Source organism: Nitrospira sp. Nam80 (assembly GCF_965152575.1).
Genome location: NZ_OZ224216.1, coordinates 3,316,751 through 3,335,599, shown reverse-complemented (window position 1 = coordinate 3,335,599; position 18,849 = coordinate 3,316,751). Strand labels below are relative to the sequence as shown.

16 protein-coding genes are annotated in these 18,849 nt (G+C 58.3%); 15 read left to right on the top strand and 1 reads right to left on the bottom strand.

Translation table 11 applies throughout. The features are described 5' to 3' along the window. The first annotated feature begins 98 nt into the window (after positions 1-98). The 7 genes from ACWGXE_RS15610 (at position 99) to ACWGXE_RS15580 (ending at position 8,694) form a co-directional block, all read left to right on the top strand. Positions 99-1,472, top strand: coding sequence for a hypothetical protein (locus ACWGXE_RS15610; RefSeq protein ID WP_447598834.1), 1,374 nt, complete (start codon positions 99-101; stop codon positions 1,470-1,472). Positions 1,473-1,570: 98 nt separating this feature from the next. Continuing rightward, positions 1,571-2,905 carry an urea ABC transporter substrate-binding protein gene (gene urtA, locus ACWGXE_RS15605; RefSeq protein ID WP_447603757.1) on the top strand — a complete coding sequence of 445 codons (1,335 nt, stop codon included), beginning with the start codon at positions 1,571-1,573 and terminating at the stop codon, positions 2,903-2,905. After that, positions 2,902-4,446, top strand: a complete 1,545-nt coding sequence (gene urtB / locus ACWGXE_RS15600) for an urea ABC transporter permease subunit UrtB (RefSeq protein ID WP_447598833.1) — start codon at positions 2,902-2,904, stop codon at positions 4,444-4,446. The genes urtA and urtB overlap by 4 nt, the downstream gene beginning before the upstream one ends. A 110-nt stretch (positions 4,447-4,556) precedes the next feature. After that, positions 4,557-5,744 carry an urea ABC transporter permease subunit UrtC gene (gene urtC, locus ACWGXE_RS15595; RefSeq protein WP_447598832.1) on the top strand — a complete coding sequence of 396 codons (1,188 nt, stop codon included), beginning with the start codon at positions 4,557-4,559 and terminating at the stop codon, positions 5,742-5,744. Further along, positions 5,741-6,508 (top strand): urea ABC transporter ATP-binding protein UrtD, encoded by a 768-nt coding sequence (gene urtD / locus ACWGXE_RS15590; protein ID WP_447598831.1) that lies wholly within the window; start codon positions 5,741-5,743, stop codon positions 6,506-6,508. The genes urtC and urtD overlap by 4 nt, the downstream gene beginning before the upstream one ends. A 121-nt stretch (positions 6,509-6,629) precedes the next feature. After that, on the top strand, positions 6,630-7,340 hold the full coding sequence (gene urtE / locus ACWGXE_RS15585) for an urea ABC transporter ATP-binding subunit UrtE (RefSeq protein ID WP_447598830.1): 711 nt from the start codon (positions 6,630-6,632) through the stop codon (positions 7,338-7,340). A 121-nt stretch (positions 7,341-7,461) separates the two neighbouring features. Further along, complete coding sequence (locus ACWGXE_RS15580; RefSeq protein WP_447598828.1) at positions 7,462-8,694, top strand: outer membrane beta-barrel protein; 1,233 nt, start codon at positions 7,462-7,464, stop codon at positions 8,692-8,694. On the opposite strand, the gene ACWGXE_RS15575 is transcribed toward ACWGXE_RS15580, so the two are convergent. Further along, positions 8,682-9,725 carry an urea transporter gene (locus tag ACWGXE_RS15575; RefSeq protein ID WP_447598827.1) on the bottom strand — a complete coding sequence of 348 codons (1,044 nt, stop codon included), beginning with the start codon at positions 9,723-9,725 and terminating at the stop codon, positions 8,682-8,684. The two genes, ACWGXE_RS15580 and ACWGXE_RS15575, sit on opposite strands and share 13 nt — an antisense overlap. 133 nt (positions 9,726-9,858) lie before the next feature. Between ACWGXE_RS15575 and ureA the strand changes: the two genes are divergently transcribed. The 8 genes from ureA (at position 9,859) to ACWGXE_RS15535 (ending at position 18,783) form a co-directional block, all read left to right on the top strand. Continuing rightward, positions 9,859-10,161, top strand: coding sequence for an urease subunit gamma (ureA, locus tag ACWGXE_RS15570; protein WP_447598826.1), 303 nt, complete (start codon positions 9,859-9,861; stop codon positions 10,159-10,161). A gap of 40 nt (positions 10,162-10,201) precedes the next feature. Further along, the gene (locus tag ACWGXE_RS15565; RefSeq protein ID WP_447598824.1) at positions 10,202-10,693 is read left to right on the top strand and encodes an urease subunit beta; all 492 of its coding nucleotides are present in this window, start codon (positions 10,202-10,204) and stop codon (positions 10,691-10,693) included. Then, complete coding sequence (gene ureC, locus ACWGXE_RS15560; RefSeq protein WP_447598823.1) at positions 10,690-12,417, top strand: urease subunit alpha; 1,728 nt, start codon at positions 10,690-10,692, stop codon at positions 12,415-12,417. The genes ACWGXE_RS15565 and ureC overlap by 4 nt, the downstream gene beginning before the upstream one ends. Positions 12,418-12,571: 154 nt before the next feature. After that, positions 12,572-13,315 carry an urease accessory protein UreF gene (locus ACWGXE_RS15555; RefSeq protein ID WP_447598821.1) on the top strand — a complete coding sequence of 248 codons (744 nt, stop codon included), beginning with the start codon at positions 12,572-12,574 and terminating at the stop codon, positions 13,313-13,315. A gap of 218 nt (positions 13,316-13,533) precedes the next feature. After that, positions 13,534-14,214 (top strand): urease accessory protein UreG, encoded by a 681-nt coding sequence (gene ureG, locus ACWGXE_RS15550; RefSeq protein WP_447598819.1) that lies wholly within the window; start codon positions 13,534-13,536, stop codon positions 14,212-14,214. 157 nt (positions 14,215-14,371) lie between these two features. Then, a complete protein-coding gene (locus ACWGXE_RS15545; protein ID WP_447598817.1) occupies positions 14,372-15,238 on the top strand; it encodes an urease accessory protein UreD in 867 nt (288 codons plus the stop codon). 399 nt (positions 15,239-15,637) lie between these two features. Then, complete coding sequence (locus ACWGXE_RS15540; protein ID WP_447598815.1) at positions 15,638-17,416, top strand: NAD+ synthase; 1,779 nt, start codon at positions 15,638-15,640, stop codon at positions 17,414-17,416. 32 nt (positions 17,417-17,448) lie between these two features. Beyond that, positions 17,449-18,783 (top strand): ammonium transporter, encoded by a 1,335-nt coding sequence (locus ACWGXE_RS15535; protein ID WP_447598814.1) that lies wholly within the window; start codon positions 17,449-17,451, stop codon positions 18,781-18,783. Positions 18,784-18,849 lie beyond the last annotated feature (66 nt).

Here is an 18,849-nt window from a genome sequence, read left to right as displayed (position 1 = left end):
TTGGTCCAATGACCGGACCGGAAGGGCGTTTTTTTTTTGCACAATCGGCGGCCCTCCGGTCGGATGTAGTCGTGTTCCTAACCAGGAGGGCTCTCAGGATGAATGCAAGAGCGGCAAGGCGGATCGCAGTCAGCGCGATCATCATCGTGATATTCGCAATGGCGGCTCCGTTGTTCGCGCAGGAAGAGCAAAGCGCAGGAGAAGCCGCCGGAGCCGGCCGTCTCAGTCGAGAGGTGGAAACGCCGCCAGCCGTGATTTGCGGAGGTTGCGTGGTGCCTACCTTTGGCGGACAGGGCAAAGGCAGCATTGTGCCGTATGGACGAATCGAACTCGATGCGATTTATAGCACCAGAAACACTAACCCGCTGGACCCCGGCCAGTTCAATGGCTATGCGACCGCGGCCGGAAAAAGCGACAATTCTTCGTCGACATTCAATCCGCGCTATAGCGTGTTCGGACTTCGTGCCGATCGAACCGATGGAAAGCATGTTCTAACGGGCGTCGTCGAAGCGGACTTCTACAGCCAAACGGACAATGCGGGCAACATCTCGCCTCGTCTCAGGCTGGCCAACGTAAAATATTCTCCCAATAACAATCGAACGACCATTACCGCCGGTATGGATTGGACGCCGATCATGTCGTCGCATCCGAACCTGATTGATTTTTCCATCATGGGATACAACGGAAACCTCTGGCAGCGTCTTCCGCAAATAACGGTGAAGCATCAGTTCACCGAAAATGTGAATGGCTTGCTGACCGTTATGCGGTTCGAGCGGGGACTTTCCGCCATTCAGCCGCAAACCCAACGCCGGACGTTTCAAGGCGCCGGCGCCGGGACCGTCGCCCCCGGCAGTTGCGGAAACAACGGCTTTGCCTGCTCCGAGAACGCGTTCAATGACCCGGAGCAGATGCCCTATGTCGGAACTAGATTCGGCTATTACGGGACCGGCAACATGCAGGGTGTGATGGTCGCGTTGAACGGAGCCTTCCGGCATTATCGTTCGGCACCGACTGCCGGAGGCATTCCATCGGGTCAGGACATTAATTCGTACCTGGTGGGGGCCGAGTTGGCAGTGCCCATTACCAACCGGCTGAAGTTCACCGGCGAAATTGCTTATGGACAGGCCTTGGGCGTCGAATTCTTTCGGTTCGGACAAGATCGAAATCTCGGCACCGGCAAAGAAATTCGCACCGTCGTGGGATGGGGTGAATTGGATTTTGCGTACAATCGGGACGTGACCCTGATCGCAGGCTATGGATTCGACAATCCGCTCAACTCAGACTTGAAAGGCACCGCGGCCGGACCCGATACGCAGTATCTCTTGAACCATCGGACCTATCTGACGGCCGTCCGCCACATCTGGGGCGATCTCTACGCCTCCTTCGAGTGGAATCATCTGATGACCGAATGGTCAACCGGCGAGCATTTCCAAGGCGATAATTTCATGATTTCGACTTGGTACAATTTCTAAGGACCCGGGAAGCACTGCGGTCGTTCTCTTAATGGATAGGCAAAGGGAGGCACAGAGCAATGAAGAATCCGAACGAACCCATGCAGTCACATGAGTCGATGACGGTGGACGGGGATGATCATCAACGGCAGCCCTCGCGGCGCGAGTTTTTGGTGAACGGGACCAGGGCGGCGGCGGGAATCGGAGTCGCCGCCTTGCTGGGGAATCTCGGGCAGTGGGCGTTGTCTTATGCGGCCGATAAGGAACCGATCAAGATCGGCGTCCTCCATTCACTCAGCGGCACCATGGCAATCAGCGAGGTCTCGTTGCGCGATGTGGTCTTGATGGCGGTGGAAGAAATCAATGCTAAAGGCGGGGTGTTGGGACGGCCGCTGAAGCCGGTCGTGGTCGATCCCGCATCCAACTGGGACCTCTTTGCCGAAAAAGCGAAGCAATTGATCGTGCAGGACAAGGTCGCCGTGGTGTTCGGCTGTTGGACGTCCGTCAGCCGCAAATCCGTGTTGCCCGTGTTTGAAAAGAACAACGGCTTGCTCTTCTACCCGGTGCAATATGAAGGCGAGGAATGTTCCCGCAACGTGTTCTATACCGGCGCGGCCGTCAATCAACAGGCTGTCCCGGCCGTCGAATACCTCATGAGCAAGGAAGGCGGCGCCTACAAGAAGTTCTATTTGTTGGGTACCGATTATGTCTACCCTCGGACGACGAACAAGATCCTTCGCGCGATGTTGCTGGCGAAGAAAGTGACCGCGGCCAATATCATGGAAGAATACACGCCGTTCCATCATCAGGACTACCAAACCATCGTCGGAAAGATCAAAAAATTTGCCGCGGGCGGCGGCGCGTGCGTGATCAGCACGATCAACGGCGACAGTAATGTGCCGTTTTATAAAGAATTTGCGAATCAGGGTTTGCGCGCGGAAGACGCGCCGATCATGGCGTTCAGCGTGGCGGAAGACGAGCTGCGCGGTATGGACACGACCGCGCTGGTCGGCCATCTGGCGGCCTGGAACTACTATCAAAGCGTGGACACGGCTCACAATAAGCAATTCGTTTCCAATTTCAAAGAGTACTGCAAAAAGAACAATCTGCCCGACGGCGATAAACGCGTGACGGATGATCCCATCGAAGCGGCGTATTTCGGTGTGCATGTCTGGAAGCAGGCGGTCGAGAAAGCCGGCAAGACCGACGTCGATGCGGTGCGGAAGTCGGTGTACGGACAAAAATTTCTCGCGCCCGGCGGCGAGATCATGATGGATGAGGCGAACCATCATACGCACAAGCCGGTGTTGATCGGAGAAATCCTCAAGGACGGGCAGTTCAAGGTGGTCTGGCGGTCGAAGGGCTTGGTAAAGCCTGAACCCTGGAGTGAATACACGAATCCGGAAAAGGGGTGCGACTGGGTCAAACATCAGGGGACGTACAAGAAAACATGAACGCGACCGCTTTTTTTCTTGCCGCTTTGACAATCACCGTCCTCCTGGTTCGGGTTGGGCCAGCCGGGGCCGACGCGCCGAGCGGCGCGGCGCGGTCTCCCGCGGTGGGGCAGGCGCTGACAGATCTCGGCACCCAGGACGAGACAGTTCGCGAAGGAGCGGCCCGTCTGTTGATCAGAGAGGCTGATGAGTCACTCCTTCCGGCCTTGGAACAGATGCGAACCGACGGGGACCGGAGCGTCCGGATGGCGATCAAGCCCGTCGTCGATGCGATTCGTAATCGGGCCAAGCTGCGCGATGGGGATCCCGACATCAGACGATCCGCGGCAAATGATTTGGGAAGCAGCGGTCTGGCTGAAGCGATCCCCTGGCTCGAACAAGCGGCGGCCGGCGAAACGCACCGGTGGGCCCGCTATACCATGCAGGAAGCCGTAGGACTGCTGAGGCTCGCTTCCCCGGATCCTACCGTCAAGCTGGCCGCCGCGGCCGCGCTCGGTGAACTCCGCAGCCAAAATGCCGTCCCTGCGCTGAAAGAATTAGTGCAGACCTCCGCGGAAGCCGGGGCGGATCCGGCTCAGAAGCGTGTGGGGCTTGCGGCGGCCGACGCGCTGGAGCGGATTGAAACCTGGTCCGCCTGGTCGACCGCCATTGAAACGATATTTCGCGGGATCAGCCTGAGTTCGATCCTTCTCATCATGTCGCTGGGGCTGGCCGTGGTTTTCGGGCTAATGGGTGTCATCAACATGGCCCACGGCGAATTGATGATGGTGGGCGCCTATACTACCTTTGTGATGCAGGCCTGTTTTAAGGCCTATCTGCCGGCGGAATGGTTCGATCAATATTTTCTCGCAGCCATGCCGGCGGCGTTTTTGACCGCCGCGCTCGTCGGCTTGGTGTTGGAGATGACGATCATTCGCTTTCTCTACGGCCGGCCGTTGGAGACGATGCTGGCGACCTGGGGAGTCAGTCTGGTGTTCATTCAAACGGCGCGGGTGTATTTCGGCGATCTGACCTCCGTGACCGCCCCGGCCTGGCTGAACGGCGGCGCCCAAGCCATGGTCGGCGTGTACTTGCCCTACAACCGCCTCTTCATTATTGTGCTTTCAACGATCTGCGTGGTGGCGATCTATCTGCTGTTATTTCGATCCGGCATCGGGTTGCGCGTGCGGGCTGTCACCCAGAATAGGAGCATGAGCGCCTGCCTTGGCATTCCAACGCGCAAAGTCGATGCCTATACCTTTGCATTCGGATCCGGTCTGGCCGGGATTGCCGGGTGGGCGTTGACCCTGGTCGGGAACGTCGAACCGGGATTGGGCCAGAATTATATCGTCGATTCCTTTATGGTGGTGGTGACCGGCGGTGTCGGAAAGTTGGCCGGGACGATCGTGGCCTCGCTCGGCATCGGCGGGCTGAATAAGCTGCTGGAACCCAGCATGGGAGCCGTCTACGCTAAGGTCTTGATCCTCGTATTGGTCATCTTCTTTCTCCAGCGGCGTCCGTCCGGCCTGTTCGCGGTGAAGGGACGGCATGCCGATGCATAGGCCGGGCGGCCTGGGTTCGATCAAGCCGCGGCCGCTTCCCACTCCTCCATTTCCTCTCAATCGCCCCTCTGGTATGCTCGTGCTTCTTCCTTCCGGACGGCCGTGCGGTCATGGGTGAAGGACACATCAGCCGGATGACAATGCAGCAGAATAGTTCTTCAGATCCGCAACCGGGCCTGCGCGGCGAAGGTCCGGGATTTTGGCTCGCGGGGTTTACCCTGCTGATCGTCTTGCCGCTTCTCAATGTGCTGCCGCCTGAAGATTCTTGGCTGCATGTCTCGGACTTCGCTTTGAATCGCTTCGGCAAGTTTCTCGCCTTCGCCATTCTCGCGCTCGGTCTGGATTTGATTTGGGGGTACACGGGCATTCTCAGCCTTGGCCACGGGGTTTTCTTCGGACTGGGCGCCTATTGCATGGGGATGAATCTCATGCTGGCGATCGGATCCGAAAGTGTGTACGGAAGCGAGTTGCCCGATTTCATGGTCTGGAATCAGATGAAGGAGTTGCCCTGGTTCTGGAAGCCGTTCTACAGCTTTCCCGTGGCCCTAGCGGCCGGCATCCTGGCGCCCGTCGCATTTGCGTTGGTGTTCGGCTTCCTCGCCTTCCGAAGTCGGATCAAAGGCGTCTATTTCGCGATTATCACGCAAGCGCTCGCGCTGTCGGCTTGGTTGATCTTTAACCGCAACGAGACGAATCTTGGTGGAACGAACGGCTTGACCGACTTCAAAAAGATCGTTGGATTCTCACTCAGCGAGCCGGGCACACAACGGGCTCTGTATGTCGTGACGGTACTCTGTCTCGGCGGTGCTTATCTCATGTGTCGATGGATTACCCTATCACGCGCAGGCAAAGTGCTCGTCGCCATCCGGGACAGCGAGCAACGGGTGCTGTTCTCAGGCTATTCGCCGGCAAACTATAAGATTTTCGTCTTTGTGGTCTCTGCGGCCCTGGCCGGCGTGGCCGGCATGCTTTATGTGCCGCAGGTCGGCATCATTACGCCGGCGCAGATCGGCGTGCTGCCTTCTTTGGAAATGGTCATCTGGGTGGCGGTCGGCGGACGGGCCACCTTGATCGGCGCCATCGTGGGAGCTGTCGGTGTGAATTGGGCCCGCAGTGTCTTAACGAACCATTTCCCCGAACTGTGGCCGTTCTTCCTCGGAGGGCTCTTTATCGCGGTCGTGCTGGCGTTCCCTGAAGGGCTCGTCGGACTGTTCCGAAAACTCAGCGGCGGAAGCTGGTCCCGCCTGCATCGGTTGCGGCGCCCCATCGTGGTCCATGAGGGAGAGCGGTCGCTATGACGGAGCGCGGTTCGATTATTTACTTGGAAGGCGTCACGGTCGACTATGACGGATTCAAAGCCCTTAATAATCTGAATTTCATCGTCAGTTACAACGAACTTCGGGTAGTCATCGGACCGAACGGCGCGGGCAAGACTACGCTGCTCGACGTCATTTCCGGAAAAACGAAGCCCGCCAAAGGCCGGGTGATTTTTGGGAAGGACATCGATCTCGTCGGGCTCAAGGAACACGAAATCACGACCTTGGGAATCGGGCGAAAATTTCAAGCGCCGTCGATCTATGCCAATCTGACGGTCTGGGAGAATCTCGATTTATCCCTCAGGCGGCCGAGCAAAGGGGTGATGGCGACATTGCTGGGCACATCGACAAAGGATGAACGCGACCGCATCCAGGATGTCGTCACGATGATCAATTTGTCCGACAAAGAGCGCCGGAGGGCCGGCTCCTTGTCGCATGGAGAGAAACAGTGGCTTGAAATCGGCATGGTGATTCTGCAGGACCCGTCCCTGTTGTTGGTGGATGAGCCGGTTGCGGGAATGACGGACAAGGAAACCGAGCAGACCGGGGTGTTGTTGCAAGCGCTGGCCGAGCAGCATGCCATCGTGGTGATCGAACATGACATGGAATTTGTCCGCCAGATTGCCAGGACCGTGACGGTCCTCCACGAAGGCGCCGTGATCTGCGAAGGCTCCGTGGAAAAGGTACAGGCGGACCCGCGCGTGGTGGAAATATATTTGGGCCGGCAAAAAGTCGCGCACGGGTGATGCGATAGAGGGACGAGTTGGTGATAGGGTAATTGGGTGAAGTTCAGCTTGGCCGGATCGCACAATCACCAAGTCCTACCTGGTTGAGGACGCTTCACGAGAAACGAACAACGAAATTACCATGCTGGAACTCCAGAATCTGAATGTCTATTACGGCGAAAGTCACATTCTTCGGAACGTCTCTTTTGCCCTGGAGGCGGGCGAAGTAGCCTGCCTGATGGGACGAAACGGTGTCGGTAAGACGACGACCTTAAAGGGCATCATGGGCCTGCTTCCGGTCCGTTCCGGACAGGTTCGGCTCGAAGCCTGCGAGATCACCAAAGAACCGACGGACCGGCGCGTGAAGCGGGGCCTGGCCTATGTGCCGCAGGGGAGGGAGATCATTCCGCATCTCACGGTGCGGGAAAATCTGCTGTTGGGCTATTGGGCGCGGTCGGCTTCGGCGAACGGATTGTCCGAGAAGGCGGCGTTCGATGAGGTCTATGCGCTGTTCCCCAAATTGACCCAAATTCTCGAACGACCCGGTGGCGTGCTAAGCGGCGGCGAACAGCAGCAATTGGCTATCGGGCGAGCGCTCTTGTCCGACCCCAAGGTCTTACTGCTGGATGAGCCGACCGAAGGGATCCAGCCGTCCATCGTCGATCAGATTGAAGACGTGATCATCGGATTCAAAAATGCGCGGCGCTTCGCTATCCTGCTCGTCGAGCAGGGGCTTCATTTTGCCGCCCGGCTGGCGGACTCCTACGTGGTGATGGCCAAAGGAGCGGTGGTGGCGGCAGGACGTGCCGGAGAGCTGACACATGAGCAGGTCAAACAGCATCTGGTCGTCTAGGAGTGTTCCTCATCCGTCACTATGAATGGATGACGCATCCTTCCAGAGGCCTGCGAGTTGCTTCTTGCCGCGTTCATGCCGGTCTTCTCCGTCTCGCAATCTTCATCTTGTTGTCGGAGCCGTGCTCTTTGTGTGGGTGGTTGCAATCGGCGAAGCTCAAGCCGATCCACCGGACGATACGCCGAATCGCGACCTGGTACATGCCCTCGTTCGGCACAAGGGCACGCCGAGAGAGGTGGCGAAGCGACTTTTATCGGAAGAATGGGGGCTGCGGTTCTACGGCTACCTCGATGGGTCCTACACTCAGAACTTTAATCATCCCGCCAATAAGATCAACCAGCTGCGTATCTTCGATGTGAATGCCGATCAGTTCCGGCCCAACCTGGCGCAAGTTGTATTGGAAAAAGAAAGCAAAGCCGAGGGGAGCTGGAAAGATCGCGCCGGGTTTCGGGTGAAACTCAATGCCGGGCGCGACTCGGATTTTGCCGGAGGGTTTAACTTCAATAACTGGGTCGATATTCAGGAAGCATATGTGCAGTACGTCGCGGCGATTGGTAGCCGGCTCAATATGCAGCTTGGTCAGTTCAATTCGGTGGTCGGATATGAAGTCGTCGAAAGCCCGCACAACCCCAACTATTCCCGATCGTGGTTGTTTGGTCTCGGCCAGCCCTTTACCACGCGAGGCGGCCGAGTCGCGTACGAGTTTACCAAGCATGTCGCGTTCTCGATCGGAGCGATCGGGTATATCAATTCAGCACGGGGAAACACCCGCCACGATCCCTTAGTGGAATCGGCGTTAACCATTGCGCCGTCGGACCGCGTCAAGATGACGCTGTATGGTCTTGCGGGTCCAAGGCCGGGATCACCCGGAACGAGCGGTGGAACGATCCTGCTGGTCGGCGGTTTTATCAGTGTGCAGGCGACGAAACAGACCTCCATGGTCTTGGAGTCGTACTACGCCAACCAGGCGAGTAGCAGCACGGTCAGTTCGTCCGGCAACGCTCGGTGGAACGGCGCGGCGGGATATGTGATCCATGACTTCAATCAGCAATGGGGCGTCAGGTTCCGCGCCGAGATCTTTGAGGATGCTGGTGGTCTTGTGTCATGCGGGGGAACGACGGATTATCAGCCGAAGGCCAACGTCTGCTTCGGCGCATCTTCGGTCTCGTCCGCGCCGTCGGTCTCGCAAACGCTCTGGGAGGTCACCTCCACTCTCCAATATAAGCCGTTCAAAACACTGATCACCCGGCTGGAATATCGTTACGACAAGTCCAACCAAAACGTGTTTCAAATTGGGTCGCGCGCGACGAGCCATCAGCCGACACTGTCGGTGGAGGCGATCTATCTGTTCTGACGGAGTCGATATCGATTAAGATTCTCTTCCGGCGTCGAGGACTCGGCAGGTGCAATGGGGATCAATGAGCGGAAGCCGGTCTTTGCCAGGAGCATCAGCCAGGTCACAAACACGAACGCGGAGGTCAAAACCGGCATGCCCGACGGCTCCAGAAGAATGCCGAGCGAAGCCCAGACCCGCGCGGTGACCAGCACGCCAATCACCGTGTAGAGGAACGCCGGAAGGGTCAAGACAAGGAATGTACCGCCGAGGGCCATCGCGGTCAGGGCCGCGTTGTAGCCGAACAAGCCATCGCGGATGGCCTCGTCATGTGCACCGTAGAAGACCGCGACGCCGACGGCCAGCGTGGATCCCATGAGTGCCATCAGCGCCCCGATGCGCGTGTTGATCGCGATGCCGATCAGGATGATGATGCCGGTGCCCCAGTTGTCCTGGAAAAAGATCTCCGCAATGCCCATCGTGGCGCCGTGGAACCACGTCATCCACGTGTACTCCGGCCGTGGACCGGTAAAGTCGGAAGGTGAAGTAGGCTTCAGGGAGACGTCAATCGTCGTAAACTGGAACAGCGCGCCGAGAAAAAACCAGGTGGCCAGCACAAACGGCATGGTGAGGCCTGGAACGTTGTGCGGGCCCAAGAGGGCGCCGAATGCCGGCAGAATGACCGTAGTGAACGACGCGCAGAGGACGATATACAGCCAGAGATGTCCGTTCGGTATGTTGCCGGTGGTAAAATTCCGGCTGGTATAGGCTACCAATGCGATGGCAATCAAGGCGCCGTTGAACCCAAACAGGCCGTCTTTGATCATCCCTCTATCGGCTTTGAACAAGACGGCTGTCAGGGTGCTAATGATGGTCCCAACCAGGCAAACAATTCCGTAGATCCAGGAATTGTACAAGATTGCCCCGAGAATGACGGCGCCCGAGATCGGATTGTTCTGAAACACGACTTGGCCGATCCCGCGAAGGATCCAGTCGATCGGTCCAAGGAGCGGATGGTCACGGAATCGATCCATCCAAGGTATCTCGCCCATGACAGGCCTCCGGTCAGAGTTACTTACGTGCATTCACGGTAGAGTATGTCTTGACAGTGGCCGGATCGTAGACTAACATTCAGCCCCTTGCAAGGGGTTATGAGGCCTCAGCGATTCACAATGAGGTGAGTCCATGCATTTGACGCCGAGGGAGCAGGAAAAGCTCCTGATCTATGTCGCCGCCCAATTGGCCAAGGATCGCAAAGCCCGAGGCCTGAAGCTGAACCATCCCGAATCCATCGCCTACCTCACCGCCGCCATCCTGGAAGGCATTCGTGATGGACGGTCCGTTGCGGACCTGATGTCGTATGGAACGACGCTCCTCTCTCGAAAAGACGTCATGCCCGGTGTGGCGGAGATGATCCATGAGTTCCAGGTTGAAGGCACCTTTCCCGACGGCACGAAACTGGTGACCGTTCACAACCCGATTCGGTAAGTCCTGGTTCCGGGGGGCGCATTCCCGAGAGGAAACTGATATGGCGACATCATTACGGAAACGAGCTGTAACCAAGAAGCAGAAGCGCACCAAGTCACCGAGTAGGGACAAGTCCGTCGCGTCGATTCTCCGCACCGAGCTGGCCAAGCCCGTCACGCCGGGCGAGATTCTGCTCGCGTCCGGGGATATCGAGGCCTTTCCCGACCGCGAGACAAGACAACTGATGGTCACGAATTCCGGCGATCGGCCGATCCAAGTCGGATCTCATTGCCATTTCTTCGAGGTGAACCGGGCGTTGCAATTCAATCGCGAGCAAGCGTTTGGATTCAAACTCTGTATTCCGGCGGGCACTGCGGCGAGGTTCGAGCCGGGCGAAGAAAAGCGCGTGACTTTGGTCGCCTTTGGCGGCAAGCGGGTGGTCCACGGCATCAATAATCTGACCGATGGTCCGCTGGATGATACTCAGGCAAAAGCCCAAGCCCTGATTCGCGCGACGGAAGGAGGATTTATCCGGAAGGGAGGGACCAGGTGAAGATCCCCAGAAAGCAATATTCCGATTTGTTCGGTCCCACCGTAGGAGACAGAGTGCGGCTCGCCGATACGGACCTATTGATTGAGGTCGAACGCGATTATACCTCCTATGGCGATGAGGCCGTATTCGGAGGAGGCAAAGTCATCCGCGACGGCATGGGCCAGTCGCCGACGGCCACGAATGCGGGCGGGGCGCTGGACACGGTCATCACCAATGCGCTCATCATGGACTACTGGGGGATCGTGAAGGCGGACATCGGGATTAAAGATGGGCGGATCGTGGCAATCGGGAAATCGGGTAATCCGAACCTCATGCCGGGCGTGACACCAGGGATGGAACTGGGCGCCGGGACGGAGGCCATTTCGGCGGAAGGTTGCATCGTCACGGCGGGAGCCATCGAAAGCCATGTGCATTTTATCTGCCCTCAGCAGGCGTGGGAGGCGCTCTCGGCCGGGATTACGACCATGATCGGCGGAGGAACGGGACCAGCGACCGGTACAAACGCCGTGACATCCACCCCGGGACCCTGGAACATTCACCGCATGCTCGAAGCGGCAGAAGGATTTCCGATCAATCTGGGCTTTACAGGGAAGGGCAATTGCTCCAGACCGGAACCGCTCAATGAACAGATCGAAGCCGGGGCGCTCGGCGTGAAGGTGCACGAAGACTGGGGCTCCACGCCCGCCGCCATCGATACGGCGCTCAGTGTGGCCGACCGCTACGATGTTCAGGTCGCCCTGCATACGGATACGTTGAATGAAGCGGGGTTCGTCGAGGACACCATTAAGGCATTCAAAGGACGAACGATCCATGCCTATCACACCGAAGGCGCGGGGGGCGGTCATGCCCCGGACATTATCAAGGTGTGCGGTGAGCCGAATGTGCTGCCGTCATCCACGAATCCGACCATGCCTTTTACCGTGAATACGATGGATGAGCATTTGGATATGCTGATGGTCTGCCATCATTTGAATAAAAAGGTTCCCGAAGATGTGGCCTTTGCCGAGTCACGGATCCGCAGAGAGACAATCGCCGCGGAAGACGTGTTGCACGATTTGGGGGCCATCAGCATGATGTCGTCCGACACGCAGGCGATGGGACGCATTGGCGAATTGATCATTCGGACCTGGCAGACGGCTCATAAAATGAAAGTTCAGCGGGGCCATCTAGCGCCATCCGGGACCGAAGCGCCGTATCCGCGGGCCGACAATTTCCGCGCCCGCCGGTATGTCGCGAAATACACGATCAATCCGGCCCTCGCGCACGGCGTGGCACATGAGATCGGATCGATCGAGGTCGGGAAGGTGGCGGACCTGGTCATTTGGAAACCGGCCTTCTTCGGCATCAAGCCTGAAATGGTCTTAAAGAGCGGCTTCATTGCGCAGGCGGCGATGGGCGACCCCAACGCGTCGATTCCAACCCCCCAGCCGGTCATCAGCCGGCCGATGTTCGGCGCCTTCGGACGCGCGATCGGCAGTACCAGTGTCACGTTCATGTCTCAAGCGGCGCTGGAACGGGAAGTGCCGAAGAAATTGGGTCTACGACGGCGGGTCGTGGCGGTCAAGAATTGCCGCACCGTCAAGAAACGGGACCTCAAGTTGAATAATGCCTTGCCGAAAATCGAGGTCGATCCGGAAACCTATGTGGTGAGGGCTGATGGCGTCCATTTGACCTGCGACCCGATTGTTGTGCAGCCGATGGCCCAGCGATATTTCCTGTTCTAGATTGATGAAAAAGGCTTCCTCCGGCCGAGCCGGAGAAGTGAAGCGTGTCTCGGCGCGCACAGGGCGGGTGGGTGAGCCTGGGAAAGGCGCGTTTCGGCGCGCCGGGGCGGGTGGGTGAGCCTGGGACGGCGCGCGTCTCGACGCGCGCGGGCGGGTGGGTGAGATCGGCAGCAACCTCTTGATCAGCCTGATTGAGAAAGCGAATACCAGGTTGGATACGCTGAGCCTGCTTCACGGCCTTCGCTTTATCGACAGTTTCTTTCCGTCCGGCGGGTATGCCTATTCGTCAGGGCTGGAAGCGGCTGTGCAGGGAGGGGCGGTCCGCGATGCCGGCGAATTCAAAGAGTATGTGGAGGATAGTTTGCGCGGGGGAATCGGCATGCGGGAAGCGGTGGCGGTGAGTCTCGCCTGCGAAGCGATCAAAAAAGAGAAATTGCAGCAGGCTCTCAAAGCGGATGCTGAACTGGAAGCCATGAAAATCGGTCTCGAATCCCGACTGGCCAGCCGCCAAATGGGTCGGCAGGTGATGCGAATCGCCATGGATCGAGACCAACCGCATGCGATGCTGCGGACGTTCCACCAGGAGATCATAGGATCCCGGACCGCCGGGCATTTCTCCGTCTGCCTGGGGCTGACGCTCGCGGCGAACGGATGGTCCCGCGCCGATGCGATCGCCGCCTTTCTGTATCAGACGGCCGTGGGATTTGTCTCTGCGGCGATGAAACTGCTGCCTATCGGACAACGGGAGGGCCAACGTTTGCTGGCGAACTGGACGCCGTTGTTCATTGAATTGAGCCACCGGATCCCGCTAAAAATCGACATGTCCGCGTGGTCGCCCATTCAGGATATCTACGCCATGCGGCACAGCCGGCTGGAATCGAGGTTGTTCCGATCGTAGCGTGACCCGGCAGAGCGCACGTTTCGGCGTGCGCGGAGTGGGCGGGTGAGCTTGGGAAAGGCGCGTCTCGGCGCGCCGGGGGCGGGCGGGTGAGATAGTAGCGTGAAGTACGATTTCGTGATTGCGTGATATCGTGATGTGCAGATTTTGGCGGATCACCAAAACACCACGTTTCACTTTTGCACACGAGATACCCTTCACGAGTGACGAGAGACGACATGCATCGTGACAATGAACATCTGTCTGGCAGCGGGCGGCCGGCCAAAGCGCGCGCCCGACAGATTCCCGTGATTGGAATCGGTGGGCCGGTCGGATCTGGCAAGACCGCATTGGTCGAGGCGTTATGCCGTCGCCTCCGTGATCGGTACAGCCTCGCGGTCGTCACGAACGATATTTTTACAAAAGAGGACGCAGAATTTCTCACCAGGCGAGGCGCATTGCCTCAGGATCGTATTGTGGGTGTTGAGACCGGCGGATGCCCCCATACGGCGATCCGGGAAGACGCCTCGCATAATCAGGAGGCGCTTGACGATCTTTTGAAGCGTCACCCCGATGCGGAACTCCTGTTCGTCGAAAGCGGAGGCGATAATCTGGCGGCCACCTTCAGTCCGGAACTGGTGGACCACGTGATCTATGTGATCGACGTGGCGGCTGGGGATAAGATTCCTCGGAAGGGTGGCCCCGGAATCACCCGATCCGATCTATTGGTGATCAACAAAACCGATCTGGCCCCGCATGTGGGCGCCGACTTGGCCGTCATGGACCGCGATAGCCGGCGGATGCGCGGCGATCTTCCGTTCATCTTCTCCAACCTGGTGACCGGCGAAGGGCTCGACCTCATTGTTGAGTGGATCGAGTCTCACCTTCATCCGCGTGCTTGTTCCACCTACCGAGTTTGATCTTCCCTTCTGGCCGCTCTCCGGTATTGTTTTCATCGATCTTCCCAGGCGAAAAGAGAAGTCCGGTACCTCGCTCAGCCTCATGACGAACGGGCCTGCTTCACCGCACACTGAAGACGGATCGAGGATTGTGCTAGGCTGCGGCTGAGGAAGATGCATGGCAAGACGAAGTAGATCGCTGATAGAGATCGGCCGGGTCGGACGGTTGACCATGAGTTTCGCTTGCCAAGATCGTAGAACCGTCATGACCGGTGCGTCTCGCACAAGTCCGTGGCATCTGTTCCCTCCTATTTATCTTGATGATACCGGATCGGCTTATACTTTGTTGGTGAACCCTTCCGGCGGCCTTGTCGGGGGAGATCGGCTTTCCATTCATATGACATTGGCCGCTCAGTCGCATGTCATCGTATCGACACCTTCCGCCAATCGTGTGTACCGATCCCGCTCAAAGGATCTTGAAGCCATTCAGACGATCAAGGTTATGGTTGGTGAAGGGGCGATTCTCGAGTGGGCACCGGAACACACTATCCCGTATGCCGGGTCGCGCTTTCGCCAAACCATCCAGGTCCGGCTGGCTCCCAACTCGACTGTGATGCTGTGGGATGCCATGGCCGCTGGGCGGGTGGCACAAGAGGAACGGTGGGCCTTTTCGAGCCTGGCAAATCATGTTGCCATCACCACGGCATCGGGCGTTTCCGTTATAGAACGTTACCGCCTCGACCATGCCTCTGCATTCCATCCTGCGGGGATCGCTCGTTCGTGGGACTATGTGGCATCACTCTACATTGTGAGCGACGCACTGAACCCCGATGCCTGGAAGACCTTGGAGGCGAGAATCGGCGATGTCCTTGATGCCGAACCGGGAGCCTTGCTGGGCGGCGTTTCCACCCCAGCCGTGCCCGGCGTGGTCGTAAAGCTGGTCGCTCGTTCCGCTCCTGTCTTGACCGCCGCGCTGGAGCAACTCTGGGCCGCGGTCCGATTCACATTGTGGGGGCAACCTCCTGTGACTTTACGCAAATATTAGCAGGGTGTCGGAATAAACTATCTTCGCTACCCGTGGATACATCATCGCTGACACTTCGAGAACATCCTGTTAGGGTCTGTCCAGTTGCGATGCGGGGAATGCGTTTGACAATCATGTCGGCCGATGGTACCGTGGGGCCGCTTTGAGGGGACAACGGAGTCTCCATTTCTCAGACACCAAGTGAAACGGACAATGACGTCCTCAGCTCTTCCGGAGAGCGAGGGCGTTTTTTTTTGACCGGGATGCCGAAACGAGACCAATCTTCATCCTTAGCGCTTCTCACGCCGGGATCATGGCCACCCTCAACTGGCTGCTTGGAACCCCTTGTTGCTTCCTTTGTCGAAGCCTTGCAGGATAGTCCTGTCAAGAGCCTGCCGTGAGGGGATAGCGAGCAAGATCATGCGCATACTTCGTATTGCCATGGTGCAGATGAATCCGACGGTCGGAGACCTCGACGGCAATGGGCGACGAATCATCGAATCGATCCGGGAAGCCAAAAAGGCGAAAGCCGATCTCGTGGTGTTTCCTGAACTCGCCGTGACCGGCTACCCGCCGGAGGACCTCCTCCTCAAAGCGCGATTCGTAGAGGATAACCGGCGTGCTCTTGAACATATCGTCAAACAAGTCAGCGGAATCACGGCGGTCGTGGGATATGTCGGGCAGGGGCACGCGCCCGCACATCGGGCGACATCTCCGACCGTCCTGCCGGCCGGCCGCCATGAGTTGTATAACGCCGCGGCGATCATTACCGATCGGCGTGTGGCGGCAACGTACTACAAATGGTGTTTGCCGAACTACGGTGTGTTCGACGAGAGCCGCTATTTTTATCCGGGCAAACGCCTTCCATTGCTCATGCTGGACGGGGTGGCGATCGGCATCAATATCTGTGAGGACATTTGGCTCCCCGAGGGGCCGACCCGCGCACAAGCCGCCGGGGGCGCCGAAGTGATCGTGAACATCAATGCGTCTCCCTTTCACATGGGCAAGAGCCAATATCGCGAGCAGATGTTGGCAACCCGCGCTCGAGAAAATGGCGTGATCCTGACCTATACCAATATGGTGGGCGGACAGGATGAGTTGGTGTTCGATGGAAACAGCCTCATCCTCGATCATACCGGCGAGGTGACCGTCAAGGGGAAGGCATTCGAACCAGACCTCATCATCGCGGACTTGGATGTGGAACCCGTGGCGCGGGCTCGGATGAGACAGAGCGGCAGAAAACCCTCTATTCCCAATCTCGGCAAGTTGATCGACCGGATCATGGTAACCACCAGAGCGTCCGCTCCACAACGGAGCCGATCTATTCCGGTCCATGTCTCACGGTTGGAGCCGTTGGAGGAAGTGTACCGCGCGCTGACGCTCGGGATTCGCGATTATGTCGGAAAAAATGGGTTCAAGCGGGTTGTCATTGGCCTCAGCGGGGGCGTGGATTCGGCCTTAACCATCGTCTTGGCAGTGGACGCCCTCGGCCCTGACAACGTGCTTGGCGTCTTCATGCCGTCTCCCTATACCTCCCGAGAGAGCCGGGAAGATGTGGCGGATATCGTGCAGCGGCTGGGCATCAAACTCTTGACCATCCCAATCACCCGGACATTCCGCTCGTATCTGGCGGCGTTGGAGAAGGCTTTTCATGGCCGCCGACCCGACGCAACCGAGGAGAATATTCAGGCGCGCATTCGCGGAAACATTCTCATGGCCCTGTCGAACAAGTTCGGGCACTTGGTTCTAACGACCGGTAACAAAAGCGAGATGAGCGTGGGGTATGCCACGCTCTACGGCGACATGGCCGGAGGCTTCGCCGTCATCAAAGACGTGCCGAAAACCATGGTGTATGAGCTGGCTCATCTGCGCAACCGAGCCGGCGAGTCCCCGGTCCTTCCAAAGCGGGTATTGGAGCGTGCGCCCACAGCCGAATTGAAGCATGACCAGAAGGATGAGGACTCACTGCCCAGTTATGCGGTCTTGGATCCTATTCTCAAAGCCTACGTCGAAGACGACCAGTCGCTGGAGGACATCGTCCAGGCAGGATTCGATCGTCAAACGGTGGCCCGGGTGATCCAGATGGTCGACCACAGTGAATATAAACGCCGTCAAGCGCCCATCGGCATCAAGATCACGCACCGGGCATTGGGAAAGGACCGCCGCATGCCGATTACGAGCAAGTATCGGAATCTCTGAGAGTCGGTCGCAAATTCAGGATGGAGGTGACGATGACAAACGTTCGGCATGGGATGCCGGCTACAGCAGCCATGGCGCTCACTTTTCTATCGCCGTCTCTTGCGTTGGGGCAACAGGTCCTGCCGGTGCCGGGAGAAGCGGCGCCCGTCTTGAACAGCGGCGACACGGCGTGGTTGTTAGCAGCGTCCGCGTTGGTCATGCTCATGGTCATTCCCGGTATCCCGTTTTTCTATGGAGGATTGGTCCGGAGCAAGAACGTGATCGGCACTATGGTCCAGACCTTTGCCATTCTCTGTGTCGTCACGCTGGTGTGGGTCGTGTGCGGATACAGCTTGGCGTACAGTCCCGATCGAGGCGGGGTCATCGGCGGCCTTGACTGGATGTTGCTCAGCGGGGTGGAGGGCGCTCCGTACCCGCCCCTCGCGCCGACCGTCCCCCACCAGGCGTTTATGCTGTTTCAGTTGTTGTTTGCGGCATTCACGCCGGCGTTGATAGCAGGTGCGTTTGCCGAACGCATGAAATTCAGCTCCGTCCTGCTCTTTACTCTGCTCTGGAGCCTCTTTATCTATGCGCCGATTGCGCACTGGGTCTGGGGCGGCGGATGGCTCAGGAAGCTCGGGGCCTTGGACTTTGCCGGAGGAACGGTCGTCCATGTGAGTTCAGGGTTCAGTGCCCTGGCTTGCGCAATGGTGCTGGGAAAGCGGCGAGGTTGGCGGACGGACTACATGGCCCCTCATAACCTCCCGTACGTGCTGCTTGGGACGGGCCTCCTCTGGGCCGGCTGGTTCGGATTCAACGGTGGAAGTGCAAGGAGCGCATCCGTTGTAGCCGTCAATGCCATCGTCGTGACACACCTCACGGCTGTGGCGGCAGCGTTCACCTGGATGGTGGTGGAATGGCATCATCGCGGGAAGCCGACCGTGCTCGGAATCGCGACCGGCGCCGTGGCCGGATTGGCCACCTCGACGGCGGGGGCAGGCTTCATCAGTCCGGCGGCTGCCATCATCGTCGGCGCGGCGGCGGGCGCTTGTTCTTATCTAGCCATCGTATGGAAAGGAAGGATCGGGTATGACGATACCCTCGACGTCCTGGGGACGCACGGAGTCGGTGGGATCATTGGAATGTTGGCCACGGGCCTCTTTGCGTCGCGGGTCGTGAACCCACTGGGCGCGGATGGAGTCTTTGCCGGCAATTCAGGATTATTCGGCACTCAGTTGATTGCCGTGATTGCTGTCAGCGCGTTTTCGTTTATCGGCACCTATGCCATTTTGAAACTCACCGAGGGTTCGATGGGTCTCCGGGTCACGCAGGAGGAAGAAGCGACCGGACTTGATTTGACCCAACACAACGAACGAGCCTATTCATAACTCGCATTATTCATGACGGTTCGTGACGAAGCTGCGCAGACGCCATGCGAGGTCCACGCCGTGCCG

Coding starts and splice junctions, on each gene's coding strand:
- ACWGXE_RS15535 (WP_447598814.1), top strand. CDS start 17,449: ATGACAAACGTTCGGCATGGGATGCCGGCTACAGCAGCCATGGCGCTC.
- urtB (WP_447598833.1), top strand. CDS start 2,902: ATGAACGCGACCGCTTTTTTTCTTGCCGCTTTGACAATCACCGTCCTC.
- urtC (WP_447598832.1), top strand. CDS start 4,557: ATGGGTGAAGGACACATCAGCCGGATGACAATGCAGCAGAATAGTTCT.
- urtE (WP_447598830.1), top strand. CDS start 6,630: ATGCTGGAACTCCAGAATCTGAATGTCTATTACGGCGAAAGTCACATT.
- ureG (WP_447598819.1), top strand. CDS start 13,534: ATGCATCGTGACAATGAACATCTGTCTGGCAGCGGGCGGCCGGCCAAA.
- urtD (WP_447598831.1), top strand. CDS start 5,741: ATGACGGAGCGCGGTTCGATTATTTACTTGGAAGGCGTCACGGTCGAC.
- ureA (WP_447598826.1), top strand. CDS start 9,859: ATGCATTTGACGCCGAGGGAGCAGGAAAAGCTCCTGATCTATGTCGCC.
- ACWGXE_RS15610 (WP_447598834.1), top strand. CDS start 99: ATGAATGCAAGAGCGGCAAGGCGGATCGCAGTCAGCGCGATCATCATC.
- ACWGXE_RS15545 (WP_447598817.1), top strand. CDS start 14,372: ATGGCAAGACGAAGTAGATCGCTGATAGAGATCGGCCGGGTCGGACGG.
- ACWGXE_RS15575 (WP_447598827.1), bottom strand. CDS start 9,725: ATGGGCGAGATACCTTGGATGGATCGATTCCGTGACCATCCGCTCCTT.
- urtA (WP_447603757.1), top strand. CDS start 1,571: ATGACGGTGGACGGGGATGATCATCAACGGCAGCCCTCGCGGCGCGAG.
- ACWGXE_RS15540 (WP_447598815.1), top strand. CDS start 15,638: ATGCGCATACTTCGTATTGCCATGGTGCAGATGAATCCGACGGTCGGA.
- ACWGXE_RS15565 (WP_447598824.1), top strand. CDS start 10,202: ATGGCGACATCATTACGGAAACGAGCTGTAACCAAGAAGCAGAAGCGC.